The organism is Brevibacterium sp. SMBL_HHYL_HB1 (assembly GCF_018208375.1).
In the GTDB taxonomy this organism is placed as follows: domain Bacteria; phylum Actinomycetota; class Actinomycetes; order Actinomycetales; family Brevibacteriaceae; genus Brevibacterium; species Brevibacterium intestinavium.
The window spans coordinates 1,277,340-1,297,986 of sequence record NZ_CP062936.1 but is presented as its reverse complement, the minus strand read 5'-3'; the positions used below and the strand labels follow the sequence as shown (position 1 = coordinate 1,297,986).

At 65.8% G+C, this 20,647-nt stretch carries 17 protein-coding genes and 4 tRNA genes; 3 read left to right on the top strand and 18 right to left on the bottom strand.

From position 1 onward, the window contains the following. Window positions 1-38: 38 nt before the first annotated feature. Window positions 39-1,391 (top strand): DUF349 domain-containing protein, encoded by a 1,353-nt coding sequence (locus tag IG171_RS05980; protein WP_212130575.1) that lies wholly within the window; start codon window positions 39-41, stop codon window positions 1,389-1,391. Between the two features lie 121 nt (window positions 1,392-1,512). Then, window positions 1,513-2,052 carry a hypothetical protein gene (locus IG171_RS05975; protein ID WP_212130574.1) on the top strand — a complete coding sequence of 180 codons (540 nt, stop codon included), beginning with the start codon at window positions 1,513-1,515 and terminating at the stop codon, window positions 2,050-2,052. Between the two features lie 50 nt (window positions 2,053-2,102). Here IG171_RS05975 and IG171_RS05970 read toward each other — a convergent pair whose 3' ends face one another. From IG171_RS05970 to IG171_RS05890, 17 genes are all read right to left on the bottom strand, one after another. Then, on the bottom strand, window positions 2,103-4,400 hold the full coding sequence (locus tag IG171_RS05970) for a bifunctional (p)ppGpp synthetase/guanosine-3',5'-bis(diphosphate) 3'-pyrophosphohydrolase (protein ID WP_212130573.1): 2,298 nt from the start codon (window positions 4,398-4,400) through the stop codon (window positions 2,103-2,105). A gap of 18 nt (window positions 4,401-4,418) precedes the next feature. Then, complete coding sequence (gene secF / locus IG171_RS05965; protein ID WP_212130572.1) at window positions 4,419-5,435, bottom strand: protein translocase subunit SecF; 1,017 nt, start codon at window positions 5,433-5,435, stop codon at window positions 4,419-4,421. Beyond that, entirely contained in the window at window positions 5,432-7,696 is a 2,265-nt protein-coding gene (secD, locus tag IG171_RS05960; RefSeq protein WP_249204119.1) for a protein translocase subunit SecD, read from the bottom strand. Before secD ends, secF begins: the two co-directional genes overlap by 4 nt. A 38-nt stretch (window positions 7,697-7,734) precedes the next feature. Further along, on the bottom strand, window positions 7,735-8,328 hold the full coding sequence (yajC, locus tag IG171_RS05955; RefSeq protein ID WP_249204117.1) for a preprotein translocase subunit YajC: 594 nt from the start codon (window positions 8,326-8,328) through the stop codon (window positions 7,735-7,737). 81 nt (window positions 8,329-8,409) lie between these two features. Beyond that, complete coding sequence (gene ruvB / locus IG171_RS05950) at window positions 8,410-9,453, bottom strand: Holliday junction branch migration DNA helicase RuvB (RefSeq protein WP_212131556.1); 1,044 nt, start codon at window positions 9,451-9,453, stop codon at window positions 8,410-8,412. A gap of 53 nt (window positions 9,454-9,506) precedes the next feature. Next, window positions 9,507-10,103, bottom strand: a complete 597-nt coding sequence (gene ruvA, locus IG171_RS05945) for a Holliday junction branch migration protein RuvA (RefSeq protein WP_212130571.1) — start codon at window positions 10,101-10,103, stop codon at window positions 9,507-9,509. A 131-nt stretch (window positions 10,104-10,234) separates the two neighbouring features. Next, complete coding sequence (gene ruvC / locus IG171_RS05940) at window positions 10,235-10,831, bottom strand: crossover junction endodeoxyribonuclease RuvC (protein WP_212130570.1); 597 nt, start codon at window positions 10,829-10,831, stop codon at window positions 10,235-10,237. Next, window positions 10,831-11,583 (bottom strand): YebC/PmpR family DNA-binding transcriptional regulator, encoded by a 753-nt coding sequence (locus IG171_RS05935; protein WP_212130568.1) that lies wholly within the window; start codon window positions 11,581-11,583, stop codon window positions 10,831-10,833. The genes ruvC and IG171_RS05935 overlap by 1 nt, the downstream gene beginning before the upstream one ends. A gap of 107 nt (window positions 11,584-11,690) precedes the next feature. Next, on the bottom strand, window positions 11,691-12,170 hold the full coding sequence (locus tag IG171_RS05930) for an NUDIX domain-containing protein (RefSeq protein ID WP_212130567.1): 480 nt from the start codon (window positions 12,168-12,170) through the stop codon (window positions 11,691-11,693). 198 nt (window positions 12,171-12,368) lie between these two features. After that, on the bottom strand, window positions 12,369-14,330 hold the full coding sequence (locus IG171_RS05925) for a S9 family peptidase (RefSeq protein ID WP_212130566.1): 1,962 nt from the start codon (window positions 14,328-14,330) through the stop codon (window positions 12,369-12,371). Next, entirely contained in the window at window positions 14,327-14,935 is a 609-nt protein-coding gene (locus IG171_RS05920; protein ID WP_212130565.1) for an HIT domain-containing protein, read from the bottom strand. Before IG171_RS05920 ends, IG171_RS05925 begins: the two co-directional genes overlap by 4 nt. Next, complete coding sequence (thrS, locus tag IG171_RS05915) at window positions 14,932-16,938, bottom strand: threonine--tRNA ligase (protein WP_212130564.1); 2,007 nt, start codon at window positions 16,936-16,938, stop codon at window positions 14,932-14,934. Before thrS ends, IG171_RS05920 begins: the two co-directional genes overlap by 4 nt. Before the next feature lie 192 nt (window positions 16,939-17,130). After that, window positions 17,131-18,345: a DUF4190 domain-containing protein gene (locus tag IG171_RS05910; RefSeq protein WP_212130563.1), complete on the bottom strand. Its 1,215-nt coding sequence runs from the start codon at window positions 18,343-18,345 to the stop codon at window positions 17,131-17,133. A gap of 168 nt (window positions 18,346-18,513) precedes the next feature. Continuing rightward, window positions 18,514-18,585, bottom strand: a tRNA-Val gene (locus tag IG171_RS05905). A 37-nt stretch (window positions 18,586-18,622) separates the two neighbouring features. Continuing rightward, window positions 18,623-18,694, bottom strand: a tRNA-Val gene (locus IG171_RS05900). A 30-nt stretch (window positions 18,695-18,724) separates the two neighbouring features. Further along, a tRNA-Cys gene (locus tag IG171_RS05895) sits at window positions 18,725-18,795 on the bottom strand. Window positions 18,796-18,821: 26 nt separating this feature from the next. Continuing rightward, window positions 18,822-18,894, bottom strand: a tRNA-Gly gene (locus IG171_RS05890). Window positions 18,895-19,029: 135 nt separating this feature from the next. Between IG171_RS05890 and IG171_RS05885 the strand changes: the two genes are divergently transcribed. Next, on the top strand, window positions 19,030-19,506 hold the full coding sequence (locus tag IG171_RS05885; RefSeq protein WP_249204114.1) for a TIGR02611 family protein: 477 nt from the start codon (window positions 19,030-19,032) through the stop codon (window positions 19,504-19,506). Between the two features lie 36 nt (window positions 19,507-19,542). Here IG171_RS05885 and zapE read toward each other — a convergent pair whose 3' ends face one another. After that, a complete protein-coding gene (gene zapE, locus IG171_RS05880) occupies window positions 19,543-20,550 on the bottom strand; it encodes a cell division protein ZapE (protein ID WP_212130562.1) in 1,008 nt (335 codons plus the stop codon). Window positions 20,551-20,647: the final 97 nt, after the last annotated feature.

The window sequence follows — 20,647 nt, the reverse complement described above, 5'->3', positions numbered from 1 at the left end:
GACCCGCCGGTTCGACCGATGGAAACAAGGTGAGAACCATGTCGACCCCGACACCGAAGCCGACCCCCCGCCCGTCATCCCTGCCTCGCACACAGGCGGCACAGGTGGTCAATGCCAGCCATGTCGATCACGACGCCGAGGTGGCCCGCGCGGTGACTCATGGTCGTGCCGATTCGGACGGCAATGTGTTCGTCACCACTCCTGACGGCGAGCGTGCCGTGGGACAGTACCCGGACGCCACGCCTGAGGAGGCACTCGAGTACTTCGCGAAGAAGTACGTCGAGCTCGTCGAGAGCGCGGTCCTGCTGCGCAACCGGCTCTCCGCCGGAGCGCCGGGCCGTGAGATCGTCTCAGCCGCCACGACCCTGCAGGAGTCGCTTCCGCAGGCCAATGTCGTCGGTGATCTCAAGAACCTCAGCGCGACCCTCGACACTCTCATCTCCGATGCCGAGGCCACGGAGTCCCGGCAGGCCGCCCGTGCGCAGGCCGCGAAGCTCGCCGCGGCCGAGGACCGTGAGGAGCTCGTCGCCGAGGCCGAGGCTCTGGCCAAGCAGGATCCGTCGAAGATCCAGTGGAAGCAGTCGGGCGCGCGTCTGCGTGAGCTGTTCGCACAGTGGAAGGATATGCAGCGCAACGGTCCGCGCCTGCCGCGCTCGGTCGATCAGGAGCTGTGGGGCCGCTTCTCGCAGGCACGGACGACCTTCGAGCACAAGCGCAAGGAGTTCTTCGCCGAACTCGACAAGCTCAACGCCGAGGGCAAGCGGATCAAGGAGAAGATCGTCGCCGAGGCGGAGTCGCTGTCGGCATCGACCGATTTCCGCTCCGTGTCCCAGAAGTACAAGGACCTCATGACCCAGTGGAAGCGTGCCCCGCGCGCCTCGCGCAAGGTCGACGATGCGCTGTGGGCACGGTTCCGAGCCGCCCAGGACGTATTCTTCGCTGCTCGGGACGCGGAGAACGCCGCTCTCGATGAGGAGTACAAGGCCAATCTCGTGGTCAAGGAAGAGCTGCTGAAGCAAGCCCAGGCGCTGCTGCCGATCACGGACCCGGTTGCGGCGAAGAAGGATCTGCGCACCATTCAGGACAAGTGGGAAGAGGCCGGCAAGGTGCCTCGGGCCGATATCTCGCGGATGGAGAACGGTCTGCGGGAGGTCGAGCGCGCCCTGTCCGAGGCCGAGGAGGCTGCGTGGCAGCGCAGCAACCCGGAGACGAAGGCCCGCACCACGGGGGCGCTCAGCCAGCTCGAGGATTCGATCGTCGAACTCGAGAAGAAGCTCGAGACCGCACGGGCCGGTGGGGATGACAAGGCCGTCGCCGAGGCGCAGTCCGCCCTCGATGCCCGTCGCGCCTGGCGGGACCAGCTGAACCAGACCGCGGCCGAGCTCGACTGAACGAAGGCCCAGCCGTCCAGGGGCTCGACCGTCCACAGGCCCGGGCGCTCGAGTCGCTGGCTGTCCACAGGCACCTGCCCGGGTCTTGCCACGGGTTGCCGACGCCGACGATAGTCGGTGCATGGAGACGTTGTTTCAGCTGCGAGACTACGGGTACGACCATCTCACCGAGCTCACCCTCGACGGTCTGCTCATCCGTCTGACGGAGACCACCTGGGTGCGCAAGGGCGCGGTCCTCTCGCCCGCGGACCGGATCGCGGCGCTCAAGTCACTGATCCCACCGGGCCTGGCCGTGTCCCATGACAGCGCGTGGTGGGTGCATCGGGGGCTGGGGCGGGCACCATCGCCGCTGAGCTTCATCACACTGCCGCGGCGGCGCTGGGTCAGTCACGACGGTTTCGAAGTCCACGAGGTCGCTCTCACCGCTGATGAGTGGCAGCTCATCGGGCGGCTGCCGATCACCACCGAGGAGCGGACGCTCTACGATCTGTTCCTGCCGCATCTCCGGACCCCCTCTGCGCAGTCGGCGCAGGCCCTGCGCGGCATCGTCGACGAGGTTCCCGACGCGCTGTGCCACCGGTTCAGGCTCTATCTCGACGCGGTCTCGCGCCGTCCCTTCGTCGCGCAGATGCGCGCACTCGTCGACGGGCGCCAACGGTGAGCGATACGGCGACGCCGCGGCGAGGCACCGCGATCGGGCCGGCGGCGCGTTCAGCCGCCGGAGATGCGGTAGACGTCGAAGACGCCTTCGACCTTGCGCACGGCCGAGAGCACGGTGTCCAGATGGCTGGCATCGCTCATCTCGAACACGAACTTCGACTGTGCGACCCGCGCCCGCGAGGTGCCCACGGACGCGGAGAGGATATTCACATGGGTGTCAGTGAGCACCTTCGTGATATCGGAGAGCAGCCCGGACCGGTCGAGGGCTTCGACCTGGATCTGGACAAGATAGATTCCGCTGGTCTTCTCCCCCCATTCGACCTCGACCATGCGTTCGGGTTCGCGTTTGAGGGAGGCGACGTTCGGGCAGTCGACGCGGTGGACGGACACTCCCGAACCGCGGGTGACGAAGCCGAGGATCTCGTCTCCGGGAACCGGGGTGCAGCAGCGGGCGAGTTTGACGAGCACATCGTCGACGCCTTTGACGGTCACGCCCTCGGACGAGGAGTGATGGCCGGAGGACTGGCCGGTGCGGTTGCGCGGCTTGGGCGGCAGCACCACCTCTTCATCGTCCTCACCGACTTCCTTGGCCAGCAGTTCGACGACGTGCTGGGCCGAGGAGACGCCGTTGCCGATCGCGGCGTACAGCGCGGTGACGTCGGGCAGTCGCAGCTCCGTGGCCACCACCTGCAGGGCTTCCTGGCTCATCAGCGAGGCGGCGGAGATGGTGTGCCGACGCATCGCCCGGGCCAGCTGCTCGCGACCGTTCTCGATCGCCTCCTCCCTGCGCTCCTTCGAGAACCACTGACGGATCTTGCTGCGCGCACGCGGGCTCTTGACGAAGCCGAGCCAGTCACGGCTCGGTCCGGCGTTCTCGTCCTTCGAGGTGAAGACCTCGACGGAGTCACCGTTCTTCAGCTCCGTGTCCAGGGCCACGAGGCGGCCGTTGACACGGGCGCCCATCGTCTTGTGGCCGACCTCGGTGTGCACGGCATAGGCGAAGTCGATGGGGGTCGCCCCGGAGGGAAGGCTCATCACATCGCCCTTGGGGGTGAAGACGTAGACTTCCTTCGAATTGACCTCGTAGCGGAGGCTGTCGAGGAATTCGTCGGGGTCGGAGACCTCCCGCTGCCAGTCCAGCAGCTGGCGCAGCCAGGCCGCATCGTCGACCTCGCCGGCGTCGGAGACCTTCACCGAGCGTGCGGTGTTCGTCGTCACCGCCTTCGACGATTTGCCCTGGTCCTTGTACTTCCAGTGGGCGGCGACGCCGAACTCGGCCCGGCGATCCATCTCATGGGTGCGGATCTGGATCTCGACGGGTTTGCCGTTGGGTCCGATCACCGTCGTGTGCAGGCTCTGGTACATGTTGTACTTCGGCATCGCGATGTAGTCTTTGAACCGGCCCGGAACCGGGTTCCAGCGGGCGTGGACGATGCCGAGGGTCGCGTAGCACTCGCGCACCGACTCCACCAGGACGCGCACGCCGACGAGGTCGTAGATGTCGGCGAATTCGTGTCCGCGCACGACCATCTTCTGGTAGATCGAGTAGTAGTGCTTCGGCCGTCCGGTGATCGCGGCCTCGATGCCGGACTCCTTGAGCTCGGACTGGAGTTGGCCCGACACCGTCTCGAGGTACTTCTCGCGTTCGGGAGCCCGGTCGGCGACCAGCCGCACCACCTCGTCGTAGACCTTCGGGTGCAGGACCTGGAAGGACAGGTCCTCGAGTTCCCATTTGATCGTGTTCATGCCCAGGCGGTGGGCCAGAGGGGCGTAGATGTCGAGGGTCTCGCGGGCCTTCTTCGTGCTCGACGAGGCCGGGACGAAACGCCAGGTGCGGGCGTTGTGCAGACGGTCGGCGAGCTTGATCACGAGCACGCGGATGTCCTTGGCCATGGCCACGATCATCTTGCGCACGGTCTCGGACTGCGCGGCCTGACCGTAGGTGAGCTTGTCGAGCTTGGTGACCCCGTCGACCATGGCCGCGACCTCGGAACCGAATTCCTCCGTCAGTTCGTCGAGCGAATAGGAGGTGTCCTCGACGGTGTCGTGCAGCAGAGCCGCGGCCAGGGTGACCGGCAGCATGCCGATCTCGGCGAGGATGGTCGCGACTGCGATCGGATGCGTGATGTAGGCGTCGCCGGATTTCCGGGTCTGCCCGCGGTGGGCGACCTCGGCGACCTTGTAGGCGCGGACGACGAGGTCGATGTCCGCTTTCGGATGGTTCGACTGCAGGGCACGGATCATCGGGCCCAGCACTCGGGGGTAGCCGGGGTTGTTCTGTGCCCTGGCCGCCCACCAGGCTAAGCGGGAGATGCCTCGCGGTCGGCGCGCATCGGCAGATGAAGCCATGACATCTCCTCCCTCGGGTCAGACCTCGGCGTGAATCACCGGCGGGACGTCATCCTGTCCGTTCTTCAAGCGTAGTTCACGCACGGCCTCTTCCTGCTCTCTGACATCCGGCTCATGGGCTCGAAGGAGGGCGTAGAGCGGGCTGGCGACGAACAGAGTAGAGGACGCGGCCACAATCATACCGATGAACAGCGACAGGGAGATATCGATCAGTGTTCCGGCATTGAGCGCCAGGACACCGATGAAGAGGATCGACGCGACAGGCAGCACGGAGACCACGGTCGTGTTGATCGAGCGCACCGTCGTCTGGTTGACGCCGAGATTGACGAGCTCGGAGAACTTCAGATCGCGTTTGTCCTTGAACCGCGTGGTGTTCTCGCGGATCTTGTCGAAGACCACAACCGTGTCATAGAGCGAGAAGCTCAAGACCGTGAGGAAGCCGATGACCGCCTCGGGTGTGACCTCGATGCCGGTGGCCGAGTAGATGCCCATGGTCACGATCATCACGGCGACGAGGCCGAGGATCGCGGCCAGCGACATCTTCCAGGTGCGGAAGTACAGGGCCATGACGATCATCGCGATGGCCACGAAGATGACCAGCGCCCGAACCATCTTCTCCGTCACGTCCTGACCCCACTCGGGACCGACGAACGTCGAGGTGACGTCCTCCTTGGGCACGTCGTAGCCGCTGACGAGCGCATCGCGGACCTGCTGCATCTCATCATCGGAGAGCTGATTCGTCTCGATCTGCACGGCCGTGTCGCTGGTCGGCGTCAGACGCGGCTCGGCCCCGGAGACGGCATCGTTGACGATGTCCTCACCCTTGGGCGCCGAGGTGTCGGTGACCTGGTCGATCTGGAACTGCGAACCGCCCTTGAAGGCGATGCCGAAGTTGAAGCCGGCGAAGAGGGGGACGAGCAGAGACAGGATGACGAGGGCTCCTGCGATCGTCAGCCACAGCTTCGCCTTGCCGACGAAGGGGATCGAGGTCTCACCGTTGTGGAGCCGGTTGCCCCAGGCAAAGAACCGTTTCACTTGTCTGCCTCCTTGCCGTCTTCATCCGCCTCGTCCTCGGCGGCGCGTCGGGCCGCCTTCCGTTCGGCGATGGATCCGCCGTTGAGCCGGGACCGGGCCGCCGTGGTCTTCGACGAACCGGCCTTCGAAGCTCCATCCGACGAGGCGTCCTCGGCATCGGTCTCGGTCGGCTCCCCCGTCTCGGACTCCTCGGTCAGTGTGTCCGCCGACTCCGCATGCGAGGCGTCCTCGCTGTGGCTGCGCTTGCGTTCGGCGATCGAGCCTCCGGCCTGCTTGCGCTTCTTCTTCCCGCTCGACGTCGCCGACGAAGCGGTCGACTCCGCAGCGGTCGTCGACTCGGCCTGGGAATCCTCGGAGGACAGTCCGGCCTTGCGACGGCGCGCCTTCTCCCGCCGCTTGGCCTCGGGAGACTTCGCGCTGTCGGGGCCGCTGATGTTCAGCGCTCCCCTGTACGCGGCGGGTTTGACCCCGAGCAGGCGGGGGTCCATTCCGGACATCGGATGGCCCTGGCCGAAGAACTTCGTGCGGGAGAGGACTTCGAGCATCGGGTGGGTGAAGAGGAAGACGACGATCACGTCGACGATCACTGCGAGGCCGAAGGTGAACGCGAAGCCGCGCACCGAGCCGACGGCCAGGATGTAGAGGATGATCGCGGCGAGCATGTTCACGCCCTTGGAGGCGTAGATCGTGCGCTTCGCCCGGTCCCAGCCGACTTCGACGGCCGAGAGCAGGTTCCTGCCGCTGCGCAACTCGTCTCGCACACGTTCGAAGTAGACGATGAACGAGTCCGCGGCCATGCCGATGCCGATGATGATACCGGCGAGACCGGCCAGAGACAGTCGGTAGCCGTATCGCCACGACGACAGCAGCAGAAGAAGATAGGTGAGCACACCGACGACCACGAGGCTCGAGACCGTGACGAGGCCGAGCACCCGATACTGCAGGAGAGAGTACACGACGACGAGGATGAGCCCGGCGAGCCCGGTGAGCAGACCGATCGTGAGGTAGTTCGAACCCAGCGTCGGTGAGATCTGGTCCTCGCTCTGGACCTGGAAGCTCAGCGGCAGGGAACCGTTCTTGAGCTGATCGGCCAGGGTCTGCGCTTCATCGAGAGTGAAGTTGCCCGAGATCTCCGCCTTGCCGTCGGAGATCACGGCGTTCGAGGTCGGTGCGGACAGCACGAGCCCGTCGAGTTCGATGGCGAACTGGTTGTACGGCTGCTGCTTGCCGGTGATATCCGAGGTGATCTGCTTGAAGATCTCACGCCCGGTCGAATCGAACTCCAGGTTCACCGCCGGCTGGTTGGTCTGAACGCCGTTGGCACCGGAGGCATACCCGAAGTTCGCATCGGCGAGGTGGTCACCGGAGAGTTCGACGGGGCCGAGGATGTACTTGGCCTGGCCATCGTGAGAACACGAGACGACGGGCTCATCCGACGGCTGCTGCTGACCGCCGGTGCGGTTCTTGGGATCCGTGCAGTCGAGCTCGGAGTATTCCTTGATGATCGCGTCGGTCTGCCATTCGCTGCTGTCCTTCTCGGGATCGAACAGCGGACGCGGAGTCGCATCGGTGACCTTCGTATCATCGCTCGAGCCTTCGCCCTCGGTGCCCTCATCGGCGGATTCGCTCGCTGAATCGGATGACTCCTTCGTCGAATCGTCCGACCCGGCATCGTCGGCACCGCTGCCGGCGCGGGCGACCTCTCCCCCTCCGGAGGGGTCCTGCTGTTCCTGACCGTCAGAGCCCGAATCGTCGCCGGTGAGGTCCTCGATGCGCTTGCGCTCTTCGTCGGTGAGCCCGTCGTCGGACTCCTCACCGCTGTCGCCGCTCTCCTCCTGCTCCTTCTGGATCTGCTCCTGTGAGCGCGGGTCTCCGACCAATGCGACCCGACGGAAGACCAGCTGAGCCGAAGAGCGCACGAGGTTGCGGGTCTCCTCATCCGGGTTGCCCGGCAGGTTCACCACGATGTTGCGATCACCTTGGGTAGTGATCTCCGCTTCCGAGACACCGGTGGAGTCCACGCGCTGCCGGATGATGGACACGGCCTGATCGAGCTGCTCCTTGCTGATGTCCGTGTCCTCGGACACCTGCGGCTCCAAGATGATCGACGTTCCGCCCTCGAGGTCGAGCGCGAGCTTCGGAGACGTCGTGGCGTCGGAGAAGATGACGCCGGCGGCGATGATTCCGCCCAGCACGAGGGTGACGATCGTCAGCCACAGGAAGCGCAGACCAGGACGTGGCTTTTCTTCGATATCGGACACGTTTCAGCTTTCGATCGGGAGCAGAGTGCGAGGGCGGATCAGTTCTTCTTGTCGGTATCCGAGTCGGCGGAATCGGCATCCGCATCGGAATCGGCGGCGTCCTCGGCCTCATCCGTCTTCGCGGCCTCATCGTCGGTCGTCGTCGCGGCATCGGCCTCATCGCTTGCGTCCTCGGTGACAGCATCGGCATCGTCGCCTGCAGCCTCGGAGACGCCGTCGGCCTCGTCGCCGACATCGGCGGTCTCGGAATCCGAGTCCTCTTCGGCACGCTTGCGCGCGTTCATCGCATCGAGCTCGGCATCGGTGATCGCCGGCTTCTCCTCGTCGACATCGGTGGCGGGAGCGTCGGCGACGGGGGCGTCGACCGAGGCGGCGGCCTCGGCGTTCTCGACCTGGCCGATGGCCTGACGGTGGACGCGCAGCACGGTCCCGGGGCCCGACTCGATGGTCACCTGGTTGTTGTCCTCATCGATCGAGAGGACGGTTCCGAAGACGCCGAAGGTCGTCATCACGGTTGCGCCGGGCACGAGTCCCGATTTGATCTGCTCCGCACGCGCTTTCTGCTTACGCCGAGAATTGAACAGGAAAAAGATCAGCAGCGCAGCAAGCGCAAGGGGGATCAACAAATCCACAGATATCAGCCTTTCATATGAATGAACCAGTGAACCAGCTTAGTTCGTCCTCAGTGCCCATGGCGAACTCAATTGCGGGGTTCAGAACTCATAGTTTGCTGGGATCTGCATTTCCAGATGCTTCCAAGCCGCCGAGGTGGCCACGCGTCCGCGCGGAGTGCGGCTGATCAGGCCCTCCCGCACGAGATAGGGTTCGGAGACCGTCTCGACGGTGTCGGCTTCCTCCCCGACCGAGACCGCGAGCGTGCCCAGACCCACCGGTCCCCCGCCAAAGCGCTTGCACAGCACGTAGAGCACGGATCGGTCGAGCCGATCGAGACCGAGCGCATCGACTTCGTAGACTTCCAGAGCATTGACGGCGGCGTCGAAGTCGATGACCCCGCTGCCCCTGACCTGGGCCCAATCACGGACCCGGCGCAGCAGTCGGTTCGCCACGCGCGGGGTGCCGCGGGAGCGGGTCGAGATCTCCTTGAGTCCGGCCGGCTTCGCGTCGATGCCGAGCATCCGGGCCGAGCGTTCGAGCACGGTGAACAGGTCCGTGCTCGAGTAGAAGTCGAGCAGGGCGGTGAAGCCGAAGCGGTCCCGCAGCGGCGCCGGCAGCAGACCGGATCGGGTGGTGGCCCCGACCAGGGTGAATTGCGGGAGGTCGAGTGGTATCGCGGTCGCCCCCGGGCCCTTGCCGACGATGACGTCGACGCGGAAGTCCTCCATCGCCACGTAGAGCATCTCCTCGGCGGCGCGGGCCATGCGGTGGATCTCGTCGATGAAGAGCACTTCGCCCTCTTCCAGGGAGGACAGGATGGCGGCGAGGTCTCCGGCGTGCTGGACGGCCGGCCCGGAGGTCACCCGCAGACTCGAACCCATCTCGTGGGCGATGATCATCGCCAGGGTCGTCTTGCCGAGTCCGGGTGGCCCGGACAGCAGGACATGGTCCGGTGCCTTCTGCCTGGCCTTGGCCGCATCGAGGACGAGCGAGAGCTGTTCGCGCACCTGCGGTTGGCCGATGAAATCGGCCAGGCCCTTGGGCCGCAGCGCCGCCTCGTCATCGCGTTCGGCCATCTCGGCCTGACCGGACACGAGTCGGTCGCGTTCGGCGCCGGTCAGCCCCTGGTCACCGAAGTCCATCTCATAGGAGCCGGGCTCGTGGCTGCCCCCGGTGCTGGGTTCGAAGGGACCGGTCATTTGCGTGCACCCAGTACCTTGAGAGCGGCCTTGAGCAGTGCGGAGGTCCCGGCATCGGCACCGGCGTCCTTGACGACCTCGGCCACGACCTCCTCGGCCTGCTGTTCCTTCCAGCCGAGTCCGACGAGGGCGTCGACGACCTGCTGGTTGCCGCCGCCGAAGGACAGGGCCGGTCCGGGTGCCGAGGCTGCGGGCTGGGGCAGCTTGTTCTCGAGTTCGAGGATGATCCGTGAGGCGCCCTTCTTGCCGATTCCGGGCACGCGGGTCAGCGCGTTCGCGTCCTGGTTCGAAATCGCCGAGGCGAGTTCGTCCGGGCCCATCACGGACAGGATCGCCATCGCCAACCGGGGGCCGATGCCCGAGATCGTCAGGAGCACCTCGAAGGTGTGGTTCTCGTCCTCGGAGCCGAAGCCGTAGAGGGTCAGCGAATCCTCACGCACCACGAGGCTGGTGACCAGTTCGATCTCTGCGCCGTGGCGGGTGCTCGCCAGCGTCTCGGGGGTGACGTGGACCTTCCGGCCGACCCCGTAGGTGAGAACGACGAGGTGGTCAGCTGCGATCCGATGCACCGTACCGGTCAGGAAACTGATCACGAACTGCCTTTCAAGTGGGAACACGTGTACGAATCCAGGTTAGCAGGTGCCCCCGTCATCGCCGTCTCCGGCGCGCCCGAGGGCTGGACCGTCTGACGGCCCGGCCGACCGTTCGTCGGTGACTCCCGCGTCTACTTCGTCCGCCGCATGGCCTCGGCCCATTGCTGCTGGGCCTTCGTCAGCCCGGACCCCTGCCGGCCGCCGGACTTGCGCTGAGTGAGGTCCTTGTTCTGGCCGGGAGTGGATTGGGCACTCAGCGCGCCCCGCCAGGAATGGCAGATCGCGATGGCCAGGGCGTCGGCGGCATCGGCGGGCTTCGGTGGGGCCTCGAGGCCGAGGATCCGCGTGACCATGGTCGTGACCTGCTTCTTGTCGGCCCGGCCGGAACCGGTGATCGCGGCCTTGACCTCCGAGGGGGTGTGCATGGCCACGGGCAGTCCGCGGCGGGCCGCCAGCCCCATCGTCAGCCCGGAGACCTGTGCCGTTCCCATGATCGTCGAGACGTCGTTGCGGGCGAAGACCCGCTCGATCGCGACCATGTCAGGCCGATGGGTGTCCAACCAGGTGTCGAACGCCTCGGCGATGGCCCCGAGGCGGAGGTCGATGGAGTCCGCGGACGGTGTCCGCAGCACATCGACGGCGGTCATCTTCACCTTCCGCGCGGGCAGGGTGTCGATGACACCGATCCCGCAGCGGGTCAGTCCGGGGTCAACGCCGAGGATGCGCATCAGGCGTCGAGTTCGGCGAGGACCTCGTCGCTGACATCGGCGTTCGAGTACACGTTCTGGACATCGTCGCAGTCCTCGAGCGCATCGATGAGGCCGAAGACCTTCCGCGCGGTCTCGGCGTCGAGGTCGACCTCGAGTTCGGGAACGAACGACGCGTCGGCGGAGTCGTAGTCGATTCCGGCGTCGACGAGCGCCGTGCGCACGTCCACGAGGTCGGTGGCCTCGGAGATGATCTCGAACTTCTCGCCCGATTCCTTGACCTCTTCGGCACCGGCGTCCATGGTCGCCAGCAGGATGGCCTCTTCGTCGGCCTCCTCAGCGCTGACGATGATGACGCCCTTGCGGTTGAAGTTGTAGGTCACCGAGCCCGGGTCGGCCATCGTCCCGCCGTTGCGGGTCACGGCCACGCGCACTTCGGAGGCCGCGCGGTTGCGGTTGTCGGTGAGGCATTCGATGAGCAGGGCCACACCGCCGGCGGCGTAGCCTTCGTACATGATCGTCTCGTAGTTGACACCCGAGCCGTCGAGGCCTCCGCCCCGCTTGACCGCGCGACTGATGTTGTCGGCCGGGACGGAGTTCTTCTTCGCCTTCTGGATCGCATCGAAGAGCGTCGGGTTGCCGTCGGGGTCAGGTCCACCGTTGCGAGCGGCAACCTCGATGTTCTTGATCAGCTTGGCGAAGAGTTTGCCGCGCTTGGCATCGATGGCAGCTTTCTTGTGTTTAGTCGTTGCCCATTTGGAATGACCTGCCACTGGTGTTCCTTCCTGTAGTTACAGCCTCTCAAGTCTATACGCTCGCCCGGGACTTCCGCTCCGACCGTTCGCGTCAGCCGCCCGGATCGGGGTGGGCCCGACGGGCCTCAGTCGATGACGAGAGGCACGTCGGGCACGGAACCGGCAGTGGCCAGATCGATGAGGCTGAGCAGGTTCTTCGGATAGATCGTCTCGGTCGTGGCCATCAGTTGCTCGCGTGTCCACCAGCGGAACTCCAGCAGGCTGCGCTTTTCGATGTCCGTCCACACCGCGTCCTCGAGTTCGATGTCCTCGCTGGTGCGGAACGCGAAGTAGGTCTCGAGCTGACGCAGGGACTTCTCGGTGAATTCGAAGACTTCGTCGCGCGTGGCCAAGGGGCCGATGAGTTCGTGGGGCTCGCATTCGATTCCGGTCTCCTCGGCCAGTTCCCGGGCTGCTGTCTGGGCAGCGGATTCGCCGAGTTCGGATCCTCCCCCGCACGTCATCCACCACTGATGGCTGGGGGCGAGCAGATCCTGGGCTCGAATCAGGAGAACCTCGTCGCGCTCATTGAGTAATACGACCCGTGAGGCTTTACGAGGTTTCATGGTTCTCCAGTGGTCGACGACGAGGGCAGGCAAGTGTTTGCAGAATAGTGATGCTGGGGGTTTTCGGCAAGACCGCGACAGCGGCCCAGAGAACGATATCGGCTCCGCACCGCCGCGGCCAAGTTGAGGCGCGCATCGAGCGGTCGGCAGTGATGTGACGGGGTGATCGCCGAGGCGGCGCTGAGTGCGTGCATGGGCTCAGTCGGCTGCGGCCGAGCCGGCGTCGTCGGCAGAGGTGAGATGACGATCCCACCAGTCGAGGATGGCCTCGAAGCGCTGCCGACGATGGCGCGGCTGACCGGCCCGGGACAGCTCGTGGTTCTCTCCCGGGAAGATGAGCATCTCGGTGTCCACCCCTGCCCGCTGCAGGGCCGCGTAGTACTGCTGCGCCTGTTCCAAGGGGCAGCGGAAGTCGAGCTCCGAATGCATCACCAGCGTCGGTGTCCCCACCTGGTCGGCGTGGGCCAGCGGTGACTGGCGAGCGATCGCCTGCGGATTGCGGCTGGTGTACTCCTCGGTGAAGAAGCGTCCGATGTCCGAGGTGCCCACGAAGCTGTCGGGATCGAGGTATCCGCGTTCGACGATGGCGCCGCGGAATCGATCATCGGCGGCGATCGTCATGGCCGTGAGATAGCCGCCGTAGGAGCCGCCCTGGACGCCGAGGCGGTCGGCGTCGAGGGCGGGGTCGTTCTCGAGTGCGTGGTCGAGCACAGCCAGCACATCGGCCATGGCCGGTCCCGCCATATCGGCCTGCACCGCGGTCCCCCAACTGCGGGTGCGTCCGCCGGACCCGCGCGGATTCGAGTACACGACTGCGAAGCCCGCCGAGGTCAGCACCTGGGTCTCGTCGAACCAGGAGTGGGTGTATTGGGAGAAGGGCCCGCCGTGGATGTTGACGATGACGGGGAACGGTCCCTGTCCGCGCGGTTTCGCCAGCCACCCGGTGATGGTTCCGCCGTCCCCTGGCACCCTCAGCACCTCGGGCACGACGGAATTCGCCGGCGCCGGATGCTGCCTGAGCATGAGCGGGGCGTCGTCGGTCTTCAGGTCGAGGCGGCCGAGCACGGCCGGGGAGCTCGAGGTCGACCCGGTGAACACGAGTGTCTCGTCATCGGCGTCGAAGCCGCTCACGACGGTCGTGGCATCGCTGAGGAAATCGATCTCGTCGATGCCGAGGCCTTCGGCCTGCAGGTCGATCCTCGCCAGGCGGGAGGCTCCGTCGGTGTCGACGACGGCGATGAGTCCTCCCTCGACAGCCCGCGGGCGCAGCGCCGCCACGGCCACGGTCTCCGGGTCGGTCAGGCGCCGCGTCGAACCGGTTCGCAGGTCGTGGACGAACAGCCCGGGCATCTGCCCGACGAAGTCGAGTTCGTCGCGGGTCAGCGCAATGCCGACCAGCACCACCGTGTCCTCGTCGAGCCACAGGTGCCGGCTGACGTCCATCGACGGCAGGTCGAGCGGTTCGGCGGTGTCTCCGCCCAGCAGCCAGACGGTCGATCGCAGGTCGGGCCGGCCCCGGTCGGGGTGGAGCGCCGCAACCACGGACGCGCGGGTGCCTGCCGGGGAGAACTGCGGGTCGTGGACATCGCAGTCAGGGGTGCTCAGCAGCGTCGACAGCGGCACCTCAGAGGCTGCGCGGAGTCCGACCTTGCCGAGCCCGGGTTCGGCGAGGTCGACGAGGAAGGCTCTGGCCGGACGGTCGTCGGTGTAGCCGAGGCCGTTGCTGAGGTAGGCCGAGGTCGTGATCCTGCGTGGGGCCTCCTCGGCCGCGGGGACGTCGTCGTCGAGTCCGTAGCGGCCGGGTTCTGCCACGCGTGCGACGTAGAGGGCGCGGGCGCCGGCGTCGTCGATGGCGAATTCGGACACGCCGAGATGGCTGTCGGTGATCTGGTGCGCCGTCTCCAGGGTGGAGCCGATGTAGAGCTGGGCGGCGGCCTTCCGCTCCGCCCGGAGGAATCCCGACCAGTTCGGGTGGATCTGCGGGTCCGAGTCGTGCCAGGCGTGGGTGAGACGACGTGAGCGGTCCGACCCGAGCGCGAAGAGCTGGGACAGGTAGCTGTTCGACTCGAGGTCGGGTCTGCGGATCGAGATGACGGCTTCGTCGCCGCGCAGCTTCGGGGTCGAGTACTCGGCGAGGGTGTCGAGATCTTCGGGGTTCATCGGTTCCATTCTTTCGACAGCCGCGCCTGCACATCGGCGTGCACTTGCGGCAGGGCCTTGGTCTGGGCGACCACGGGCAGGAAGTTCGCGTCCCCGCCCCACCGCGGCACGACATGCTGGTGGAGGTGGGCGGCGATGCCGGCCCCGGCGACGGGCCCCTGGTTCATGCCCAGGTTGAATCCGTGCGGGCCGGACACGGCGCGGATGACCCGCATGGCCTTCTGCGTGAATTGGGCGAGCTCAACGGTCTCGTCCTCGGTCAGATCCGTGTAGTCGGCCACATGACGGTAGGGGCAGATGAGCAGGTGTCCGGGATTGTACGGGTAGAGGTTGAGCACCGCGAACACCGTCTGACCGCGGCCGACGATGAGTCCTTCGGCATCGGACTTCGTCGGTGAGGTGCAGAACGGGCACTCGGAGACCCCGGAGTCCTTCGGTTTGTCCTGACCGTCGATGTAGACCATCCGGTGCGGTGTCCACAGCCGTTGGAACCCATCGGGTTCGCGGGGGAATCCGGCGGCCGCCTCGGGATAGGGGATCCCGTCGCCGAGGCGGCCGTCTGCCGCATGATTCTGTGCGGTCAGGTCCTCGCCGCCTGCGCTCATACCTGGGCCTTGGTCTCGATCGCGTCGAGGATGCGGGCGACCGCCTCGGCGACGGGCACCCCGTTGTCCTGCTCCCCGGATCGGAAGCGGAAGGACACGGCGCCCGCGTCCCGGTCCTCACCGCCTGCGATGAGGGTGAAGGGGACCTTCGATTTCGACGCGTTGCGGATCTTCTTGCCGAAGCGGTCGTCGCTGTCATCGATCTCGACGCGGACACCGGCCGCGCGCAGCTGTGCGGCCACCTCGGCGAGGTAGTCGTTGAACTCATCGGCCACGGGAATGCAGGTCACCTGGACGGGGGCGAGCCAGACGGGGAACGCACCGGCGTAGTGCTCGGTCAGCACCCCGAGGAAGCGTTCGATCGAACCGAACTTCGCCGAGTGGATCATCACCGGCTGCTGGCGCGTTCCGTCGGCGGCGACGTATTCGAGTTCGAAGCGTTCGGGCTGGTTGAAGTCGAGCTGGACGGTCGACATCTGCCAGGTGCGGCCGATGGCGTCACGGGCCTGGACGGAGATCTTCGGTCCGTAGAACGCCGCGCCGCCCGGATCGGGCACGAGTTCGAGACCGGTCTCCTGCGCGACCTCCTCGAGGACCCTCGTCGCCTCGGTCCACTGCTCGTCGGAGCCGATGAATTTATCGGCCTTCTTCCCTTCCTCGTCGCGGGTGGACAGCTCCAGGTAGAAGTCGTCGAGCCCGAAGTCGCGCAACAGGCTGAGCACGAAGTTCAGCAGGTGACGGATCTCGGCTCCGGCGTCCTCCTGGGCGACATAGGAGTGCGAGTCGTCCTGGGTCAGCGCCCGGACGCGGGTCAGTCCGTGGATGACGCCCGAGGCTTCATCGCGGTAGACGGTGCCGAACTCGAACAGCCGCAGAGGCAGATCGCGGTAGGACCGGCCGCGGGAGCGGTAGATGAGGTTGTGCATCGGGCAGTTCATCGCCTTGAGGCGGTACGGGGTGCCGTCCTTGACGACCTGGCCGGATTCGTCGCGGACTTCGTCGACCGACATCGCCGGGAACATGTTCTCCCCGTAGTAGGGCAGGTGCCCGGAGGTGTAGTAGAGCGATTCCTTGGAGATGTGCGGAGTGCCGACGTACTCGAAGCCCTCCTCGATGTGGCGGGCCCGGACGTAGTCCTCCATCTCGCGCTTGATCACACCGCCCTTGGGGTGGAAGACGGGCAGACCGGAACCGAGTTCCTCGGGGAAGGAGAACAGGTCGAGTTCGGCACCGATCTTGCGGTGGTCGCGGCGTTCGGCCTCGGCGATGCGGTCCTGGTAGGCCTTGAGATCGTCCTTGCTCGCCCAGGCGGTGCCGTAGACGCGCTGCAGGCTCGCATTGGACTGGTCGCCGCGCCAGTAGGCCGCCGACGACCGAGTGATGGCGAAGCCGTTGCCGATGAGTTTGGTGTTCGGCAGGTGGGGTCCGCGGCACAGGTCCTGCCACACGACCTCGCCCTTGCGGTCGATGTTCTCGTAGACGGTGAGTTCCCCGGCACCGACCTCGACGGCGGAATCACCGTCGGAGGCATGGCCCTTGTCGTCGATGAGTTCGAGCTTGAACGGCTCGTTCGCCATGCGCTGACGGGCCTCGTCCTCGGTGACGACGACGCGGTTGAAGGTCTGCCCGGACTTGACGATCTGGGCGGCCCTCTTCTGGATCGCCTTGAGGTCTTCGGGGGTGAAGGGTTCGGCGACGTCGAAGTCGAAGTAGTAGCCGTCGGTGATGTAGGGCCCGATGCCGAGCTTGGTTCCGGGGAACAGCTCCTGGACGGCCTGGGCGGTCACGTGTCCGGTCGAGTGGCGGAGGATGTCCAGGCCGGCATCGGAGTCGATGGTGATCGGTGCGATCGAGTCGCCGGCGTTGAGTTCGCGGCTGAGGTCAGCGGGTTCGCCGTTGAGCCACATCGCAATGACCGTGCGGTCCGAGGAGAAGATCTCCGTACCGGTCAGCCCCTCTTTCCAAGGGATGCTCTCTCCCGCGCAGTCAATGCTGTCTGCCACTGATCTTCTCCATTCGTCTGCTGTGAGGACTTCTCGCCCTCAAGATTCTAGTACCGATTCGGTGGTTCCGAATCAGTTGGGTGGCAGTCACGCGACTGCCACCCATGCTGAGTTGGCCGAGGTCTGCGAGCCTACCCGGACACGCGCCGAAGACGCCGTCTCGGGCAGACTCGCAGACCCGGATGGGGCTTCTCACTGCTTGGAGAACTCGAAGTCCTTGCCGTTTCCGAGGTCCTCGGGAAGGGTCAGTTTGATGTGCATGCCATCGACTTCGTCCGCAGGAACCCCGAAGGCGAGTTCGTAGGTCGTCTCGCCCCCGGCGGGCACCGGGTCAGTGAAGGCGAGCGAGCCCTTGTACTGCGATCCGTCGAAGACGTCGTCGTAGTCCTGACCGCTGCTGTCAGTGGCTTCCATGTTCGCCAGAGTCATCTCGATATCGGAACTCGAGTCGTTCTTGACCGTCATCGTGACGACGGCGATGTCACCATCGGACGATTCGGCGCCGGAGGCATGTCCGGACGCTGTGCCGGGACGGACCTGCACGGTCGCGGTGACGTCGTCTCCGATTGTGACTTCGCTGCCCTGTGCGGGGGCGGCCTGGCCACCGTCGGCCCCTTGGCTCGGGTCGACCGGATCGGACGAGGGCGACTGTGAGCTCGCCGCACTTTCGACAGCCGAGAGGAATCCGACACCGAGGAACATGTAGATGATCAGCGCGACGATGGTGAACAGAACGGCGACGAAGCCCAGGATGAGGCCGGTGATGCTCATCCCCTTGTTCGAAGCCAGGCCCTTCTTGATGGCCGACAGCGCGATGAAGCCGAAGACCACAGCGGCGATGCCGAGCAGACCGCCGAACAGGAGCCCGGACGTCAGGACACCGGCGATGCCGCCGATGAGGGCGAGGATGCCCCAGAGGTTCTTCGAGGTGTTGCCGCCCGTGCCCGCGGGGAACTGACCGTAGGCGGCGTTCGGATTGGCCGGGATGAACTGATCGGAGGAGCCGTCAGCGGCATAGGCCGGCTGCTGACCGTACTGGTTCGGGTCATAGCCTTGAGCGTTCGGATCGTACGGGTTCTGCCCGTACTGGTTGGCATCGTACTGGCCCTGCCCGTAGGGGTCTTGACCCTGGCCGTAGGGGTTCTGGTTCTGCCCCGGCTGCGAACCGTAGGGCTGCGACGGCTGCGAACCATAGGGCTGGTCCTGACCGCTGGAGGCGCCGAACGGCTGCTGCGAACCGTACTGCTGTCCGCCGGGCTGGGACCCGTACTGCGGAGGCTGCTGCCCCGCGTTCGGGTCGCTTCCGTAGTCGGGCGCGCTCGGCGGCTGGTTGTTCGGGTTCTGACCGTTCGAATGCGGACCGGGTGAACCGTCGCTCGATCCGTCGGGGTTCTGAGGAGTAGACATAGGTGCTCCGAAGTGATTGCCGTCGTGTACAGGGCCAGCCTACTAGCTAAAGAGCCTCGTGCCGCATGATGCTCACGTGCCAGACCTGCAACACGACGGCCACAGGTGGACCTCGGGGCCTCCGAGGAATGCACGAAGCCCCGGGTGGAGTTCCCGGGGCTTCTTCTGTGCGCGATACTGGGATCGAACCAGTGACCTCTTCCGTGTCAGGGAAGCGCGCTACCGCTGCGCCAATCGCGCTCTATTCTGTTGTTGCACCGGAACCGTGTGGTCCCTGTGCGCGATACTGGGATCGAACCAGTGACCTCTTCCGTGTGAAGGAAGCGCGCTACCGCTGCGCCAATCGCGCTGGTCAGCCGACATTGCTGTCGGCCATCCGAGGTGGCGACGGGATTCGAACCCGTGTATACGGCTTTGCAGGCCGCTGCCTCGCCTCTCGGCCACGCCACCGCCAAGGCAGTGCCATGACGCCTCCGAGCGGATGACGGGACTCGAACCCGCGACCCTCACCTTGGCAAGGTGATGCTCTACCAACTGAGCCACATCCGCATTTCGTCTGCTCGGTATCCCTCGCAACGAGATACAACTCTATACGCAGGTGGCGGCATACGCAAAATCGTTCTCGGGTGATCGTGCTCACACCCGCAGATCGAGCTTTCAGGGTCGGCGTTCTATAGTGGTTGGGTGAATGCCGATCCACCTCGCACCCGGCCCAAGGGCTGGTTGTCACGCCATCATCGACAGGGGCCCAGGCCGTGGCGCAAGCTGCGGCTGGGATTCCTCCGCTGGCGTCGAACGGTGCTGGCGAACACGCACACCGCTCGCATCTATCGCAGCATCGTCGGCGGGCTCGGCACGCTCGTCGTGCTCATCGGGCTCATGCTCGTTCCCCTGCCCGGGCCGGGATGGCTCATCGTCATCATCGGCCTGTTCATCATCTCCAGCGAGTTCAAATGGGCGCAGAGGCTGCTGCGCTTCGTGCGCGTGAATGTCGAGAAGTGGACGCACTGGGTGATGGCTCAGCGCCTGTGGGTGCGGTGGACGATCGGGGCTCTGACTGCGCTGTTCGTCGCAGTCGTCGTCTGGTGTGTGTTCAAGCTCATCGGCCTGCCGGACTGGGTGCCGAATCTGGAGATCTTCGAACTGCTCACTCTGCGGTGAGACCGTCGGAGGACCTTTGCAGCGTCTCGTCGATCCTCAGGACGAGAGTGCGGTGAGACGGGACAGGCAGCGCATGTACTTCTTCCTGTAGCCGCCGGCCAGCGATTCCTCGGTGAAGATCTCATCCAGCGGGGCACCGGAGTTGATGATGTGGACATTGCGGTCATAGAGGCGGTCGACGAGCGCGACGAAACGCAGCGCCACGCTCTCGTTCTCGATCGTCGTCACGTTCTCCCACACGGCCGCATCGATGCCGTCGACCATCCGCCCATAGCGGGAGGGATGGACGGTGGACAGGTGGGCAAGCAGCTGGGAGAAGTCATCCCGGGCCACGACCCCGTCGAGCTCGTCAGCGGCCGCGGTCAGTTCGCCTTCGGGCAGCGGCCGTGCCGGGGAGCTGAGCGCACGGTGGCGGTAGTCCTGACCATCGATGCGGTAGACCTCGAACTGATCGGCCAGAGCCTGGATCTCCCGCAGGAAGTCCTGAGCGGCGAAGCGCCCCTCCCCCAGTGAGCCGGGCAGGGTGTTCGAGGTGGCGATGATCTTCACCCCGGCATCGGTGAGCTCCCGCATGAGGCGGGACATGAGCACGGTGTCGCCGGGATCGTCGAGTTCGAACTCATCGACGCAGACGAGTTTCATCTCCGACAGATCGTCTCTGGCCCGGACGAAGCCGAGCGCCCCGACGAGATTCGTGTACTCGACGAACGTGCCGAAAGTGGCCGGCTTGTCATTGGCATGCCAAGCAGAGGCGAGCAGGTGGGTCTTGCCCACGCCGTAGCCGCCGTCGAGGTAGACGCCCTTGGCACCGGACTTGCCCTTCGAGAACAGACGCCCGAGGAGCCCGGTCGAGGTCGAGCGCTGGGTGAACTGGCGCAGCTTCGTGCGAGCCTCCTCCTGGGACGGCTCGTTCGGATCGGTGCGATAGCTGTCGAAGGAGACGTCGGCGAACTGCGGCGGCGGTACGAGCCCGGCGATGAGCTCTTCGGGTGCTACTTGGGGTGATCGGTCGCTGAGTGCGACCAGAGTCTGCTCGGCATTCACTCGGCCTAGTCTAAGGCAGGCAGGAGCACCCGGTTCAACCTGGGCCGCGCGGGTGCTCTCGGTCACAGAGCGGGTCTGGGCGGTCGAGGAGCTGTCG